Below are 16,833 nucleotides of genomic sequence, written 5' to 3' on the forward strand. Positions count from 1 at the left end.
AGCCGATCGCTCGCTCACTTCTGCTCCCCGTTCCAGGTGATCCCGCCCTGGAAGGTCTGCCCCTGGATGACCTGCTGGGCGTTACCACTGTTGTGGTTTCCGCCCGCCCCGGAACTCGGCGCCACGCCTGTTTCGGTAGCCGGCGCCGGTTCGCTCTCGTCCGAAGCCACCCGCCCGCTGCTTTTGGCGTCGGCGCGCCACGTCGGGAAGGGGATGTACAGATACCCCTCGGCGTCGAACTCCTTCGCCGGCATGTCCACATGCACGGCGCGGAACCTGCTCGGGGGCACGCCCACGAACCCACCCAGCACGGCGTCCTCATATACTCGACGCGACACGATGGCAGCGAGCAGCGTGGCATCCGGGTCGGCGTTGTCCAGCTCATCGCGGACGGGGTCGGAGTCCAGCAAGCGGTGCGTGTGGTTCATCGCTCCGCCGATCCCGTCGGGTGCCCCGCCCTCGCTTGCCTCCGGCAGCGGGCCGACGTCGATGCTTGCCCGCAGCCGCAGCCGCAAGTTCCGGTCGTGGGCGGCCAGTTGGGACCGTGCGTCCTCGAGGGTCTCCTGGAGGCACCCGAGCAGCGGATGGATGAGGAAGGGAAGGTTCCGCGGCTCAGCGCCGATGACGTAGCTGTCACCGGCCGCCTGCGGGAACCGGCGGTTCGCCCAGACGTCAGCCAGATTGCTCCTCTGGAACGCCACTTCGAGGATTCGGGGCACCGCCCGGCTGAGGATCTGCTGGTCCAGGTCTGGATTCCGGGTGTACTTGACGATGTCGACAGCGAGCACTGCCTGGTACGGAGGAAGCGGCACGCTGACGCGGGGCGCTCGGCGCTCGAAGCGCAGGATGTCGTTCATGGCACCTCGTTCGGGATCGTGGGGCGCAGCCGGTCGGCCGCGCCCCTTGACGATCCGCCGAGTACCGTGGGAGCCGTATTCAGAACTGAACACAACTCCCATGTGTGTCACGCGTCACTGCCCCCATGCGCGATGGCGCGGAGCCGGTCGAGATCGTGGACGGCGACGAACTGCCTGCCGGTACGCACGATTCCCAGTTCCCGGAACCGGATGAACGCCTGCGCGACGGACGAGCGGGACGCCCCAATGTGGTCGGCGATGTCTTGCTGCGACAGCCCGAAGAGCACACCTTGGCGCGACCTGCGCCCGTTCGCGGTGACGTCGGGGGCGATGTTCTCCCCGCCGAAGGCCGCCAACTGCACCAGAATCTTGGCTAGGCGGCGCTCAGCCGGCAGAGCTGTCTGTTCGGCGCGCGTTGCGTCGCTTTCGACCTGGCGGACGACGAAGTGCTCAAGCAGGGCCGCGTCCAGACCCATCTGGTTGACCAGTTGCCGAAAGCGATCCCTGAGCACCACATGCGTGTAGCAGGTGCCGATCGCGGTGACCGTCGCCGAGCGAGGTCGGCCGGTGATGGCCGCCATTTCCCCTAGGGCCTCGCCGTAAGAGCGGACCACAAGGAGCACTTCCTGACCGTCCGGGCGGACCATGCTCACCTTGACTCTCCCTGCTACCAGCAGGTGGACGCTGTCCCCCGGCTCTCCCTGGCGCATGATCTGGGAGCCCGCCTCGTGGCGGCGCCGGGTGCCCGCCTTGGTGAGGCGGGTCCACTGGTCGTCGGTGAGGACGCCGCCGAATCCCTGTCGTGTCACGCGTTCCCTTTTCCGGTTTTTCGCTACTGGTCTGTGCCGGTGAATGGTGGATTCCGATAGGCAGGTTTCCCGCGCCGGGATTCGTGCTGGCCGTCGCGCAAGGGATTGGCCGCATCCGGCCTTTTTGTCGGCACCATCGGTTACAAGATCAGGGGAAGGCATTCCGGAGACGGCGTACCCGAACGTACGGGCCGGGGGCCGGGTTGGAGAGGCGCCCGTAGCTAAGGAGGCTCATGCCCCAGCTGGCCATCGACGCGACGTGTCTTCCGCAGTACGACAAGCTCGACCGGCCGACGCGGGAACGGCTGCTCGCCGCCACCCGCAAGTTCCGGGAACTGCCGCTGGACGCGCTGCTGGCCCACCCCGATCTGCGGATCCGGCCGCTGACCGCCGGGCAGGATCCGCGTATCCGGACGTTCCGTATCAGCGACACCTGGACCGGGGTGATGCTCGCGCCCGAGTCGGGCGAGACGTTCCTGCTGGTGCACCTGCTGCCCCGCGACTCGGCCGAGCAGTGGGCCGGCGACCAGCGCCATGACGTGAACACGGTCATGGGGACGCTGGAGCGTCGCGACGCCGCCGCGCTGGGGCGCGCCGTGGGCGGCGGGGACGAGCCGGCGCGGCCGCTCCGGGCCGCCGAGGCCACCGCGCCCGCACCCGTCGGCGTGGCCGTAGGACGTGCCGGAACGGTCGCTGCGCCGCAGCCGCCGAGGACCGGCGCGGCGCTGTTCGAGCACGTCAGCGACCGCGACCTGCGGCGCCTCGGGATCGACAGCGAGATCCTGGAGTTCTGCCGCACGCTGAGCACCGCCGAGGAGCTGTCCGACTGGGAGCCGGCGCTGCCGCAGGACCAGTACGAGGTGCTCAGCCAATTGGCCGAGGGGCACCCGGTCGAGCGCGTGCTGCGCGAGGTCGTCGAGCCGCGGCGGCCCGCCGTCGGCGCCGTGGCCGCCGACGACTACGACACCGCCATCCGCAACACGCGGGAGCGGGTGATCGTCGTCAACGACGACCAGGAGATCGAGGACGTGCTCGCCGGCGAGTTCAACGCCTGGCGGATCTACCTGCACCCCAAGCAGCGGGACCTCGCCTACCGGCCGCGCTTCAACGGTCCCGCGAAGGTCTCCGGCGGCCCGGGTACCGGCAAGACGGTGGTCGCGCTGCACCGCGTGAAGTTCCTCGCCGAGCACCTGCCCCTAGGCGGGCGGGTGCTGCTGACCAGCTTCACCAACGCCCTGGTGGAGTCCCTGAAGCGCAACCTGGCGCTGCTGCTGCCGCCGGAGCTGATCGAGGACGTCGACGTCATCACCGCCGACAAGCTCGCCATGAACGTCGTGAAGGAGGAGCAGCCCGACGTCAGCTTCTGGTCGGACAACGACGTTCGGGGCCTGCTCGCCAACATCGCCCAGCGCCACGGCCTGCCGTGGTCCGCCGAGTTCCTGTTCCAGGAGTACCGGCACGTGGTGATGGCGCACGGCATCACCACGGTGGACGGCTACCTGGACCCGGACGCACGGCGCGGACGCTCGGCCGCGCTGGACCGGGCGGAGCGCCGCGACGTCTGGCACGCCATCGCCGACGCCCGCGTCCGCATGCGCCGCAACCGCCGCCTGCCGTCGCTGGAGCTGCACGCGGAGGCCGCCCGCATCCTCGACGAACGTCCCGAGAAGCCCTACACCAACGTGGTGATCGACGAGGCCCAGGACCTGCATCCGACCCAGTGGCGCACGCTGCGGGCCGCGGCGGCGCCCGGCGTGAACGACCTGTTCATCGCCGGCGACAACCGGCAGCGGATCTATGACAACACCGTCTCGTTCAAACGGCTGGGCATCCGGATCGTCGGCCGTTCCTACCCGCTGCGGGTCAACTACCGCACCACGGGCGAGATCCTGGCGTGGGCCGGGGAGATCCTTCGCGGCCAGCAGGTCAGCGAGCTGGGCGAGTCGGTCCCGGAGCCGGCCGGCAGCACGCGCTCGGTACTGCGCGGCAGCCCGCCGGAGCTGCGTGGCGCCCGCGACCTCGCCGAGGAGCTGGACGCCCTGGCCGAGCGGGTCCGCCGCTGGCTGGCCGGCGGCATCGCGCCCGGGGACGTCTGCGTGACGACCCGCACCCAGCGGCTGCGCAACGCGGTCGTCCGCGAGCTGGCCGACCGCGGGGTGCCGGCCGCCGTCTTCCAGGCGAACCGGGACACGGTGACGGACGCGTCGCCGGCCGTCCGGGTCACCACGATGCACAGCGTGAAGGGTCTGGAGTTCCGGGCGATCGCGGTGTTCGGCGCGACCGCCGAGGCGCTGCCGAACATGGAGCACGTCACCGGCGCCGAGGTGGACGAGCGCCAGCACGAGGCCGACCTCGCCGCGCAGCGCTCCCTGCTCTACGTGGCGTGCACCCGGGCGCGCGAGTCGCTGTACGTGTCGTGGCACGGTGCGCCCAGCCCGTTCCTGCCGCGCATGGCAGCGGAGGCAGCGGTCGGCCGGGAGGCCGCCCGAAGGTAGAGTTCGTCTTCGGCGTCCGTGGGCGGACGCGTTCCGGTCCTGCGCGCACGGGGGATTTCCGTACCGTCTGCTGTCGGCATGGCCGCGGCGCCGCTCGTGCTCACCCGCCGCTGCCGTCACTCCCTATCCTCACAGGTTGGTCGCCGCCATGCGCTTGGTGTTCACGAACGCCGATCAGGACACGTTCGACGAGTACCGGTCGCTGTTCATCACGCGAACGCTCGCCCACTGCCGCGCCCAGGGCACCACCGTGCCCCGCGCGGCGCTGGAGATCCTGCTCGACTTCAAGTACGGCGAGCCCGACGAGGGCGGTGACGGGCTGCTCGCGCGCTGGAACGAGGACGACGTCGCCGCGCTGCTGCTCGGCTGGCTGCCTGAGGAGGCGGTGCAGACCCCGCCGCCGCTCCGCGACCTCCGCGCCGCGCTGGACGCCTGGTACGGCTTCCTGCAGGCGAACGGCTGGCTGGACCCGCGCTCCGACGGGCGCGACGCCCTGCTCGCGACCATGGACGAACTCGCCGACGCCTACCGGCAGGCCGTCGACAACCCGGAGCAGCACCGGATCGCCAAGTACCTGCAGCGGGCGCTGCTCGACTCCGACGTGGACGTCGACGACCCCGAGCAGCTCGCGGACTTCGAGGCCGGGATCGACGCGGGCGACCTTCCGGTGGACGAGGAGACGCTGGCCGGCATCGCCGAGGGCAGCATCGAGGCGCCCAAGGCGCCGGTGGACGGCATCGGGCGCGTCGGCTACGTGTGGCGGGCGCCGCGCCTCCTGGAGGGCGACGAGCTGGCCGCCGCGATGGAAGCCGCTCCCACGCTGGCGCGGCTGCGCCGGGAGTCGCCGGACGAGCTCTCGAAGGACTCCGAGGAGGCGTGGCTCCAGGCCTACGACGCCGTGGGTCCGGCGATCGCTGAGGGGCTCGGCCTGGACGCCGGCTCGTTCGAGGACGCCTTCGGCCTCGACCCCGAAGAGTTCGTGGTGGCCGCCGTCACCGTGCTGTTCACGGAGCGCCCGCCGCTGCCGGCCCCGGTGGTGCTCGAACTGGTGGCCGAGGCCGCCGGGGCGCTCGACGACGACGAGCCGCTGACCGACGACCTCACGGACCGGTTCGGCCCGCTGGTCGACACGGTCATCGCCGAGCTGGAGAAGCTGGGCGTCCTCGAACGCGACGCCGCCTGCGAGGAGGCCGAGGATGCCGGTGAGCCGGTGCTGCGCCTCACGCCGCTGGGCGAGTGGATCGGGTACGAGGAGCTGTCGGCGGACGACTACGTCATCCGCACGTTCGAGGAGCTGATGGCCGAGAACGCCGAGGTCCTCGTGGAGCGTGCCGCGTCCGGGCAGCCGTCCGCGGACGTCGACCTGGACGACTGGATCGAGTCGCGCGACACCGCCACCGCCGTGCGCGAGCTGGTCGAGGTCGCGCGGCGCACCGACGACTGCGGCCACCGGTTCGTGGTCGCCTGCGCCACCCGCGAGCACGCCGCCGCGGCCCGGCCGGTCTACGAGTCCCTGCGGGAGGACCCCGCCTTCGGCCCGCAGGCCCGCACGTGGCTGTTCGACGCCGGGTTCCTGAAGGAGGACGACCTCCAGCCCGACGACCGCACGTGGGTGACCCTCGACACCGAGGCCGCACTGGCGCGGCTGGGGCTCATGGACGACGAGCAGCTGATGGCCAGCCCGTGGCTGGGCGCGGACCCGCAGCTGTTCGAGATCGTGATGCAGGTCGAGCACCCCGAGAGCGCCTTCCTGCTGGGCTACGTGGGCGAGCACCACCCGGACCCCAAGGTCCGCAAGGAGGCACGCACGACGCTGTACCGCCTGCGGAGCCGGGGGACAAACGCCAAGGGGTGAGCATGAAGCACACTCTCGTCGGGAGGCATGCTTCCCGACGAGAGTGTGAGACCATCACGGCCGCCAGGGCACCAGCGCTCCGGAGCTAGTGCTCATGAGAGAGTCGAAGTAGCGCACCACGCGGCCAACAGGCTCAGGGGCTCGTAGCATCACGCCGACCTCGATGTTGTCATGCAAGGCACGACCGGTGAGGTTGGCGCTACCGATCAGCGCGATGCTCCGATCCGCCGCCATCACCTTCGCGTGCAGCTTGGCGCTCCCGCCGCCACCGCGCTGATTCGCCGGCCAGTGCCACAGGCGTGCCTTGCCACGCAACTCAGCGAACGCGTCGTGCGCCTTTGTGGTCTCCTCCAGCAGAAGGTCCACACGCACGCCGCGGCTCGCGGCTGCCGCGATGTCCCCCACGACGGGGGCCGAGTTGTAGGCGGCGAAACTCACCACGAGAAGCTCGCGTCGCGCCGATCGGATCAAGCCGCTCAACACAGCCGGCGTGAGCCGGGTCGGCTCCCCGGGCACCTCGGGACCGGTCACGACCACTTCGGCACGTCGCCCGGAGGCGCGTTCCACCACCTGGGCGGCCGTGAGTAGGGCGAGGGCGACCGAGGCACCGGACTCCTGCGGGGCGGCTCGCCACGCCTGTGCCAGCCGCGCGCTGGGCACCGCGAATCCGTAGCCCTGGCTCGCCTCCAGCAGGGCAGCTTCCAGACCGCTGTCGGCGGCGCCGCGCCATCCGGACAGCACTTGCGCCCATGCGACCGCGTGTTCGGACGACAGGTGTTCGGCGACCTCGGTGATCGTTTCGACGAGTCTGGCCCGCGACCCGCTCATGCCACCAAGCCGACGCCGGCCAGCCCGCCCAGAACGGTGTCCACCACGAGCGCGCGATCCAGGTAGTGGTTACCGCGATGGCACGAGGTCTCCGCGGCGAACAGGCACGCGTGGCAGGCAGCCCCGTGGAGACGGGCCTGGTCCGTCGGAGCGTGTTCGGCGCACAGGGGATCGGAGCTGCACAGCCGGGCCGCCTCCACGGCCTGTTTGATCAGCGTGCCGAGGCGGGCGGGCGACTCTCCCAAGGCGACCAGGCCGCCAAGTGTGCCCTCGCTGTCGGCAGCTGCCGTGTACAGGAGGACGCCGGCCATAGGTTCGTCACCGCCGCGCGCGTAGACGCGTTCGGCGATCCCGGCCGCGCTGTACCCCGACTCCAGAGCGAACTCCCTGATGAGGGCGTGCGCGAACGAATGGAGCAGCACGTAGCGAATGCCCGGCCACTCCTCAGGCTCAAGGCGGCGATCGGCGCGCCAGCGCTCGTGTCCCGCGCGCAACTCCTTCGCCCGAGCTTGCACCTCGGGCCGGGCCTCCCATGCGGAGATCTCGTTCTCATCGAACCTCAGGAAGATGCCCTCACCCCGCTGCTCGGCGCAGGGAACCCAGGTCGGGGCTTCGACCGACAGCGGGGCGACACGCGCCGAGTCCGTGGTGAGCACGTCGAACTCGGGGGCGTCGATCCGGGTGAACCCGTAGAGCGCGCTGACCTCACGTAGCCGGGGCACGAGGACGACGTCCTGGAGGTAGGGCGCGGTCTCGTGCAGGCGCGCCATGTTCGCCACCCGCTTAGTGGTGAGCTCTTCCAGTTCGATGACGTCCTGCTGGGTGAAGACCCGCCACTCCGGCCCGGCGAGATCGACGTCGCCGTTGCCTGAAGGCTCCGTAACGGCAAGTTCGGCAACGCGGCGGTGGATCGCCTTCCACACGGCATCGAAACCATGGTGTTCGACGCGCGGCCAGAACGCCATTCCCCCCATGATCGACCGCGCCTGCTCCTGCGGGATGGCCGTCAAGCTCTTCAGGACCGAAAAATCCTCCTCGGCGAGCGCGTTCTCCAGCGGGTCGTCCGCCACGGGGAGCGTGAACGCCTTGATGAGCATCGGGAACCAGGCGTTCGTCGCGCCCAGTGCGAGCGCGCGTACCGGCCGGCCGCACTCCTCGAAGGTTCCCAGATGCGGGTGGCGTCCTCGGCACGCCGGGAGGTTCTGGGCCGCGTTGGCCGGACCGATGGCTTCGGCCATCGAGCGCCCTTGCTCGCACGTGCATCGGATGAGTACGTTGGCGGCTTCGCCCGACGTTCCCGTTTCGACGAACTTCAGGGTGTGGACGTCCTCTCCTGGTGGCGGTTCCACCCCTTTGTGCGCGAAGTACATCCAGGGGAAGTCGTCGAGATGCCCCTCCTCGCAGGCAAGTACGAACCGGGCCGGTACGGCCGTGGGCTGCTTGCGGATGCTGCCGTTGGTGCAGGTGTGCACCATACGGCTGCGCTCCGGACGATACGGATGAGCGTCCAGCTGGAAGTAGGCGGCGGTGACGGGACCGAGCTGCTGGCACTGCCTGCGGGTGCACCGCAGCCACCGCGGAAAGATCGCCACCGGCACGCCGACTCTTGCCCACTCGTCGTAGACGTTCGTGCTCGTGGGCGCCACGAAGGGCGGCGACCGGAGCGTCTCGACCTGCGGGCCGAGTTTGTCCCGCACGGCGGCGAGCAGCCGCGGTTCGGCGATCGGGTCGCACCGGAAGCGATCCCAGAAGTCCAGGCCGAGGATGGCCACGGACAGGTTCGGCATGTCGGCGACCGCCCCAATACCGAAGGTGTGCATCAGCTGGCTGGTGCGCAGTTCACCCACACGCTGCGGGTTGCTGTTCACGACACGGCCTCCGGATTGGTGGGCGGAACGAAGGGCGGCGCTTCGTCGTCGCCGAGATCACGCCGCGGATCGAGGATGAGCCGGATCCCGGGTTCCACCTCGCGAAGTGACGTCGGGCAGGTGGTCGGCTGCCACCGGCCGCCGTCCGGCTGGCCGAGCAGGGGGTGCGCGTCGGTGTTGCGGTGTGGCTCGCGGTAGACCAGCCGGACCCCGGGCTTCTTGCGCCGGGCCTCCCAGATGTCCAGGCGATGGTTCAGCTGGTCGGCCACCTGCGCTGTGGACCTTCGATCACCGGTGACCACAGAAGCGCGGCGCCAGATCTCGTTGACGACGTGATCGGCGGTGGCGCTGGTGCGGTCGAACTTGTACGCCGTCTCGTTGGCGTTGAGACCGGGGTTCAGATTACGCACCAGGGCCACCAGCAGCCCCATGATCCCCCGATCGACAGCGCGGGCGGCGAACGGCGTGACCGAGAGCGCCTCGACGTGCCGGTACATGGTGGCGTGGAAGTCGGTGAACCGCTCGTAGTGGGAGAGGTCCCGGGGGCGTGCCCAGTTGTACAGGGTGAAGACCAGGCCCGGAGAGTCGCGGCCGACCCGGCTGGTGGCCTGGATGTACTCGGCAGCCGACTTGGGCTGATTGCTGACCGCCATGACCCCGAGCCGGGAGACGTCCACGCCGACGGCGATCATGTTGGTGGCGAGTAGCACGTCCAGCGGCCACTTCCGGTCGGTGCCGCTGGCTCGCGCCCGCCGCCGCGCCGCACGGTTACCGTCATTGGGATCGCCCACGAAGTCGACCGCGAGACGCTCCAGAACCTCCGGGATCTCGTCGGAGCTGAGCCGGGACGTGAGCTCCTGCAGCACCGGATCGGGGCGTCGGGCCAGCCCGCGCCTGTCCGCCAGCCTCAGCCGGGCGGTGACATCGTCCTCCACCAGGCGGCGCATCCCGCCGAGGTCGCGCAGGTTGGTGAAGTAGCCGACCAGGGTCATGTACGGGTCGGTGACCGGACTGGCCCCGTACTTCTCGTGTAGCTTCTGGGCCGCGGCGAGGATGGCGACGTACAACCGGATCTGGGCGGATTTGACGCGGACCCCGTGTGCGCAGATCCCAACGTAGCGCCGCCCGAATTGCTTCTCAGGACGGCGCTGACGGGCGAAGAAACTGTCGCCGGCGTCCAGCCCCGATGGCGGGAAGATCTTGGTGTCGCGTGCGTACAGCTGCATGATCTGTCGAGACGCCCGGCGGACGGTCGCCGTCGACGCGATGATCTTCGGCCGCACCCGAACCGGTGTCGCGCCGTCCTGTGTCGCGTGCAGCTCCCACGCCGCCAACCGGTCCACGGCGGTCTCGTACAGGCCGACGAGGGAGCCGAGAGGGCCCGAGATGAGGTGCAGCTCGTCCTGGATGATGAGGTCCGGCGGACGCAGCTCCGCCGCCTGCCGCACCCGCGCACTCGAGTGCGCCCCCACCGCCTTGTGCTGGGACGCCCCGTCGCATGCCCGGGCCTGCAGCTCCCCCGTGAGGTAGCCGTGCCGCTCGCACACCCGATCGACCCTGCCGAACAGCGCGCGTGTCTCGCCCATCCAGGTGAGCTGGGCGAACTTGTCGACGGTCCCGATGACGAGGGACGGCACGAGCCGGTAGATCTCCTCGTCGACGACGATGACCGGGAGTCCCTCTCCGCCGCTGCTGAACGTGGTGAACGCACACTCCAAGTCCGGGCAGATGATCCGGGTTCGCCGGGCTACCGCGTCGACCTCGATGTCCCGCTCCGCGGCGATCTTCGCACCGCACCACGGGCACTTCACCAGCTGGTGCGGCGAGCCGTCGGCCCGGTTCACCGACCCGCTCTCCGGGTTCCGCTTGGCCTTCACCCACCGCTCGGCCTCGTCGGTGCGGTTCGGGGTGACCCTGCTCCCCACCCACAGCCCGATCCGGAATGGAACGCGGCCCCAGGTCTGCTCATCCGCACGGCGGATGACCTCGCACGCGCAGACGAGCGCGGCGGCGCGCTGGAACTGCTGGATGGTCAGCAACCGGAGCGTGTAGCGCATCAGCACCGCGACCCCCGAGTGCCCGGACAGGCCACTGACCTCGCCCTGGAGGCGCCGGATGGCGAAGGTGTAGGCGGTGAGCCCCAGATACGCCTCGGTCTTGCCGCCACCGGTCGGAAACCACAGCAGGTCGGCGACCGGCAGCTCCGCTCCGGTGGGCGAACGTTCGCTGTGCGCAGGGTCGGTCAGCGCCGGCAGGTTGAGCAGCAGGAAGGCGAGCTGGAACGGGCGCCAGCTGCGGTTCTTCGGGCGGTCCAGATCCGCGACCAGATCGGCGACGGCGCGGTCGCCCGTCCCGTCTCGCTTGGTGGCCACCAGCGACTGCACGCGTTGCCGGTACATCGCCTCGTTGGCGAACCGGAACGCACGCAGCGCCGCGGCGTCCTCGACGAGCAGGTCGACAGCGGCGGCGATGCGGTCGGCCGCGTGCGTGGCTTCCGCGAGGTTGCGGTCCGCCTCGTCGCGGAACTCCACCAGGTCCGGGGCGCTGCGGCGTCCGCGCTCCCGGTCGATCCAGGCCCGGTATCCGGTGACGAGCGGGCCCAGCCGGGAGCGCACCTGCGTCGCCGGCAGATCGGCGAGAACACGCATGTCCAGGGTCAAGTCCGCCAGCTCCGGCAGGTCGGGGTCATCCTTGGCGCTGGGCACGTCCGTGGCCGGAAGCTCGTAACGGGGCACAGCGGCCGTGCGCACGCGAACGGCACGCGTCGGATCGCCATCGGCGGTGGTGACGTCCACGGCGGTGCTGTGGCCGACGGCGAACTCGCGGGTCAAGCGATAGTTCATGGCCAGCCGGCTCTGCTCGATCTGGTCCAGCTCATCGCCGCCGGAGAAGTTGTGCGGACGCGGAACGAACACCGGGGCTTGGCCGTCGATGGCCGTCGCCTCCAGCTCGGCCTGAAAGATCCACTTCCGCCATTCCCGTTCCTCGCCCCGCTGGGCGTTGACCAGGAACAGCGTGACGAGCAGATGGTCGTCGAGCGCGCGCACCCGTCCACGGACGGCCACATGCTTGCGGATATCGGGGTCGGGGTCCAGGTAACGCGGCCTGATCTCTCCTTCGCGGAGTTCGATCACCGTCTCCCCCGACCGGGGTTCGCGGCGCCGTACCCGCGCCCGCCCAGAGCCGTCGTCTGGCTTGGCCTCGACGTACCGCGCCCAGCTCGCGCGGACCCGCAGCCGTTCGGTGCCCTTCGCCACGTAGGCGGTGAACCCGTGCGCCGAGCAGGAGAGGCTGGGCACGGCGGGCGCCTCGGGTTCGGTGTCCGCCGGGTCGGGGTCGACCCCGGGATTGGACAGGTGGTCGACCCCTGATTCTGCGTAGCTGTCCTGGTCGTCCGGCCGTACGACGGCGCCGTTGGGGGCGAGGCGACCGAGGATGTACCGATCGGTGGGACGCTCGCCGGAGAACTCCTCGTGTTCGTCGCCACCGATCGGCCCGTAGAGGTCGGCGATCACCAGCTCTTCGAGTTCCGCCCGGACCGCCCGCTCAGAGGGGGGTTGCAGCACGCGTCCTTCGCCCATGGAGCAGACTCTAGGCGGAGATCACGACATTCGGGAACGCCAGGCCAAGCGTCTTATTGGCGCCGGAGGACGTTGATGAGCTCTCCCGAGGAGGTGAGCCGCCAGAAACGCCATCCATTACAGTTCGGAACCACGTCGGGGCTGTAGTGGTGGATGACCGCCGCGGCCGCTTCGCTCACCGACCTGAAAGGCTGTCCGCGCCACGGTTCTGACGTGATCACGACTTTCCCCGTCCGCTCCCCCTTTTGTGGGTGGAACTCGCCCTCCACCCGCTTGTTCTTGTAGACGGCGTACACCGAAACCCGGCCCTGATCAGCGTTTTTCCGCTCGCCGCCCACCACCTGACCGTCCACAGTCGCGGCGACGGATCGGATCTCGAACTCTTTTGTACTCGCCGGATTCGGTCCCTGGCGGCGGAGCTTCATCACGGATCCCACTGGCAGATCCACGATGTACCGCGACAGCCTGCTCTGTTCGGCCATCATCGACCCCTCAGAGCGCCCAGCTTCGTGCCCTCGCCACTCTGGCGCCAGAACTCGTTACCGCTGCGGTTGGCAGATCCGACGTTGGGCTTGAAGTTTCGGACGACCGCGCTCGCGGCCGAACTCGCTGACCGGAACCGCTCTCCGGACCATGGCGGAGACGTGATCACCAGCGTCCCCGTTTCTGGATGGAACTCTCCCTCCACCCGGTTCCCCTCGTAGACCGCGTACACGGGCACGGGCGTGCGAGTGGCCTCCTTCCGACCATCCCCATGATCCTCAGCGTCGACTTCACCTGCACTCATCGAGTCGACGAGAACGGCGATTATCTCGCCCTCGGTGCGGCCGGACATCTTCGCCGCGAAGCGCAACCTCGCGATCGTCTCCTCTGGGAGCTTGACTGGCAGTTCGGGCATGAAGCAGGACCTCTCTCGGACGCTCACCATCGCGATGCCAGCAACTTTAGCACTCCTGAGAGAATACAGAAGATATAAATGCTACATCTACGACAAAGCGCCTACAGGTAGACACGTGGTGGGGGTGGCGCGTCCGCCACCCCCACCACGATCGTCACTCGGGCTCCAGCCCGGTCACCTGCGCTGTTGACCGCCGTTACGCCGCAGCGGACGCTGGTTCCGGGCGCCCGCGAGCGGCGGGAACTCCGGTCCACGCCAGCAGAGCGCGGCTTTGCTGCTACCCGACCGGCACATCCACCGCAGCGTCGGGTTTTTGATCTGCTCGGTGAACGTCACCACCCGCAGCCGCTTGCCACAGTTGGGGCACTTTCGGACCCGCACGAGTTCGTCGACGCGTTCGAACCGCAGCACGGAGGCGGCGAAGGCAGCGCTCTCGACGATGGTCATCGTCTCCCGCCGGCCGCCCTGGCCCGGGTGCGAGAGCACGTTCATGCTGCCCATGAAGGTGGTCTGGTCGTCGATGACCACGAGCTTCTGGTGCTGGTCGGTGAGGAAGACGGTGTGCGGAAGGGCGGCCACGAGTTCGTCGTGCGCGCGCTGCTCGGTCTCGCTCTTGAGGCCCCACTTGGGCATCGTCACCACGCGGACATCGACGCCCCGGTCCCGCGCCGCCACCAGTTCCGGGAGGAAGCGCTCGGAGGCCGTCGAAATCCACGGCGACCACAGCCAGATGCTGCGTTGTGCGCGGCCGATGTGGTCGACGAGTTGCTCGGGAACGTCACTCTCGTCAAAGAGGCCCGTATAGCGGACGAACTGGCTGAGTGCCTCCCATAGCGTGAGGTTGACGCCGGTCAACGTCTCCGGCGCTGGGAGGTTGTCCAGGATGTCGCGGACGCCCGCCACCTGAATGTCGCCGCGCTTGATCCCGTCCCGCACGGCGAGGAGGGGACCCCTGCGGGCCCGATCCACCGCCGTTCCGTTGCCGACCAGGTAGAGCCGGTGCTTGGCCCGCGTGACCGCCACGTTGAAGAGCTTGAGGCCGGAGAGCGCCCACTGCTCCCCGCCGTCCTTGGGGTCCTCGACAAGCCGAGCCTTAGCGACCCACCCGTCGCCGTCCTCCACCATGTCGAAGACCACGGTGTCGAACTCGCGCCCCTGGAACCGATGCGATGTGCCGACGTCCGCCAGTTCTCCCAACCCCGAGTCCGCCAGCAGGCTCTTGGTCAGATCCACCTGCGCGTTGTACGGCGTCACCACGCCGATGTTGGACTCCTGCTGGGCGGCCTGCTGCACCAGCGCCCCCGCCACCAGGCTGCCGACACTCCACAGGCCCCGGCGCCAGCCGTCCTTCTTCGGATCCGGCTGCACCCGCGCGGGCAGGCCCAAGCCGTCCACGTCGACGAAGATGATCTCGTTCCGCGCCGTCCGCGATGCCGCGCGCAGCACCCCGCCGTACGCGGTGGCGTTCGCCAGCCGGGTGAGTTCCGCGCCGAACCGGTGCTGTTCGGTGAGCACGACGCAGCCCGGCGAACGCTGGGCGGCCTCGGCCGAGGAGATCCCGAAGAACGAGAAGCAGTCCCGAGGCGCCAACCAGGCGCGCACCCTGGGCTCGGTTTTCTCCAATTTCTTGGAGCCGATGGGCGCGTTCTGCATGAAGTCGCCCAGCAGCACCGCTCCGACGCGGGCCCGTGACACCGCGAACAGCACCTCGGGGATTGCGGCGGCCGCGCACTCGTCGACGACCACATAGTCGTAGGTCCGCTGCCAGATCGGCCGTTTCATCCGCGCCATCGCCAGCGTGCCGGCCACTACGGTGGCCTCCTTGATCAGCGCGCGCTCCGCGTCGCGGCCGAGCTCGGCGAGCTGACGTTCGAGGCGCTCCCGCTTCGTGTCCAGCGGCTTCGTCTCCTTCCCGGCGGCGTCCGCGCGCTTCTTCAGCTGAGGGAGCTCGGCGTACTGACGGGGGAGGTCGGCAGCGCCGGCCTTGGCAACGAAGGCACGGTCGTCGTCGGTGGCCTGCGGCTGAGCGCGGGCGTGCGCCAGCCGATCACCGAGGCGGATACGCTCGGCCTCCGCCTCGGCACATCGCCGCTGCACGCCGGAGAGCCGGTCAGCCGCACGGTCGCGCCGCGCCCGCAGCTCGGCGATGGAGTGCCGGGGGAACCCCGTGTTCGCCTGCTCCAGACGGGCGACCTCCTGCTCCGCCCGCTCCGTCTGCCGGCTCAGCGCCGCGTACAGCTCCCGGAAGTCCTCACGCGCCGTCCGCACGTCGTGGCTGGCGTGCTCCAGCGCGTCGGTCAGCTCGTGTCGCCGCTTCCGATTGCCGAGGCGGTGAAAGAACCCGCCTCCGTCCAGCTCACTGAGATCCCGCTCGACCCGGGCCCGCCGGGCCTCTGCGTCGCTGACCCGGATACGGGCCGCGTCGCGGCGCCGCTGGTGCTCGTCGATCTCGGTGCGCAGCTCGTCCACCTGCTGCCAGCGAGCGGCTGCCTCCGCCGCCGGCCGCCAGGCAAGGTCGGCCGCGTCCGCCTCCTTCTCCGCCGTGGACAGCTCGGCCGCCAGCGAGCGGATGAGCCCCTCGTGATCGTGCGTCTCGCGCTGGAGCCGATTCACCCTCTCGGTGATCTCGATCCGGTCCAGCGCCGCACGGTAGAAATCGACGTCGAAGTCCGCGAGCCGCTGCCGCGTGTCCTCGTACTCGGCGATGACCGCGTGCAGATCCGCGATCTCCGCCTCGACATCGTGAAGCTCCGCCTCTTTGTCGGCCTGCCGCGACTCCTTCAACTTGGTGAGGGACACCGCGGCGTTGTTCGCGATCTCCGTGAGGTGCGGTGTACCGACCCGGATCATCACGCCGGGCTCAGGCCGCATCCGCTTGGCCGCGCGCTCCAGAGCGTTATCGACCGCCACATTCGTGCTTGAGACCAGCAGCACGGACTTCCCGGAGGTCACCGCGTGCTCCAGGAACCGCGTGATGACCGTTGTCTTGCCGGTCCCCGGCGGCCCCCAGACCAGGTGCAGACCGGACGCCGCGCAGGCGGTGAAGGCCGCGCGCTGACCTTCGTTGAAGTTCCACCCGTCCGGCACCGGCCGGAGCTGCGGCAGCGGGTCGGGCGTGCCGCGCCCGAAGGCGCTCACCAACCCGGACCCATCGATCCGGGACAGCCCCTCCAGCAGCGACTTGACCAGCTGCCCGGCGGGGCGGCTGAGCTTCCACAGATACAGCCCCGCTTCCGGCGCGTGCGGGGCTACGCGGACGTAGAGCCGGCCCTGGTCCTGCACCGCCTCGCGGATGTTGAATCGGATCTCCTCGGCCCCGTTCGCGGGGGCGAGGTGGGCGTCGTCGATGTCAGTGTCGTCAAACGTGCCCTGCTTCGCGGGCACCGTGAACCATCCGTCACCACGGTCCATGGCGCGGCGGGCCACGCCGACCTTGGTGGCTTTTCCTTCTCCGGAGGGTCGGTCGCCGCCCTCAGCCTTGAGCCACGTCTGGACGGCATGCTGGACGTCGGTCACCCAGGAAGGGCGGGGGGAATCCGGCATATTCGGTTGGTACCTCTCCGTGCTGGCGTCTCTCCGCAGGGTGACCATACGTGGAGCGGGAGACAAAGCCGAACGGAGCGGCGGCGGAAGTCAGGTCAC

General features: G+C 69.7%; 10 protein-coding genes. 2 read left to right on the forward strand and 8 right to left on the reverse strand.

Annotated elements, in window-relative coordinates:
• Positions 1–14: 14 nt before the first annotated feature.
• Together DEF28_RS00325 and DEF28_RS00330 are read right to left on the reverse strand one after the other, a co-directional pair.
• Entirely contained in the window at positions 15–857 is an 843-nt protein-coding gene (locus DEF28_RS00325) for a hypothetical protein (RefSeq protein ID WP_114396371.1), read from the reverse strand.
• Between the two features lie 107 nt (positions 858–964).
• Positions 965–1,666 (reverse strand): Crp/Fnr family transcriptional regulator, encoded by a 702-nt coding sequence (locus DEF28_RS00330; RefSeq protein WP_114396372.1) that lies wholly within the window; start codon positions 1,664–1,666, stop codon positions 965–967.
• A gap of 233 nt (positions 1,667–1,899) precedes the next feature.
• Here DEF28_RS00330 and DEF28_RS00335 point away from each other — a divergent pair, with 233 nt between their 5' ends.
• The gene (locus tag DEF28_RS00335; RefSeq protein WP_114396373.1) at positions 1,900–4,161 is read left to right on the forward strand and encodes a 3'-5' exonuclease; all 2,262 of its coding nucleotides are present in this window, start codon (positions 1,900–1,902) and stop codon (positions 4,159–4,161) included.
• Between the two features lie 136 nt (positions 4,162–4,297).
• The gene (locus DEF28_RS00340) at positions 4,298–6,016 is read left to right on the forward strand and encodes a hypothetical protein (RefSeq protein WP_147280061.1); all 1,719 of its coding nucleotides are present in this window, start codon (positions 4,298–4,300) and stop codon (positions 6,014–6,016) included.
• A 54-nt stretch (positions 6,017–6,070) separates the two neighbouring features.
• Here the strand turns inward: DEF28_RS00340 and drmC are convergent, their stop codons facing one another.
• The 6 genes from drmC to DEF28_RS00370 all read right to left on the reverse strand — a co-directional run bounded on the left by drmC (position 6,071) and on the right by DEF28_RS00370 (position 16,707).
• Positions 6,071–6,844, reverse strand: a complete 774-nt coding sequence (drmC, locus tag DEF28_RS00345; RefSeq protein ID WP_114396375.1) for a DISARM system phospholipase D-like protein DrmC — start codon at positions 6,842–6,844, stop codon at positions 6,071–6,073.
• Entirely contained in the window at positions 6,841–8,712 is a 1,872-nt protein-coding gene (drmB, locus tag DEF28_RS00350; RefSeq protein WP_199493054.1) for a DUF1998 domain-containing protein, read from the reverse strand. Before drmB ends, drmC begins: the two co-directional genes overlap by 4 nt.
• Positions 8,709–12,293: a DISARM system helicase DrmA gene (drmA, locus tag DEF28_RS00355; protein ID WP_114396376.1), complete on the reverse strand. Its 3,585-nt coding sequence runs from the start codon at positions 12,291–12,293 to the stop codon at positions 8,709–8,711. Before drmA ends, drmB begins: the two co-directional genes overlap by 4 nt.
• Positions 12,294–12,346: 53 nt before the next feature.
• Positions 12,347–12,778, reverse strand: a complete 432-nt coding sequence (locus tag DEF28_RS00360) for a hypothetical protein (RefSeq protein WP_114396377.1) — start codon at positions 12,776–12,778, stop codon at positions 12,347–12,349.
• Positions 12,775–13,191, reverse strand: coding sequence for a hypothetical protein (locus tag DEF28_RS00365; protein WP_147280062.1), 417 nt, complete (start codon positions 13,189–13,191; stop codon positions 12,775–12,777). Before DEF28_RS00365 ends, DEF28_RS00360 begins: the two co-directional genes overlap by 4 nt.
• A gap of 174 nt (positions 13,192–13,365) precedes the next feature.
• Positions 13,366–16,707 carry an AAA domain-containing protein gene (locus tag DEF28_RS00370; protein ID WP_158562737.1) on the reverse strand — a complete coding sequence of 1,114 codons (3,342 nt, stop codon included), beginning with the start codon at positions 16,705–16,707 and terminating at the stop codon, positions 13,366–13,368.
• Positions 16,708–16,833 lie beyond the last annotated feature (126 nt).

Origin of the sequence: Marinitenerispora sediminis, assembly GCF_003336425.1 — a bacterium.
GTDB classification, from domain to species: Bacteria; Actinomycetota; Actinomycetes; order Streptosporangiales; family Streptosporangiaceae; genus Marinitenerispora; species Marinitenerispora sediminis.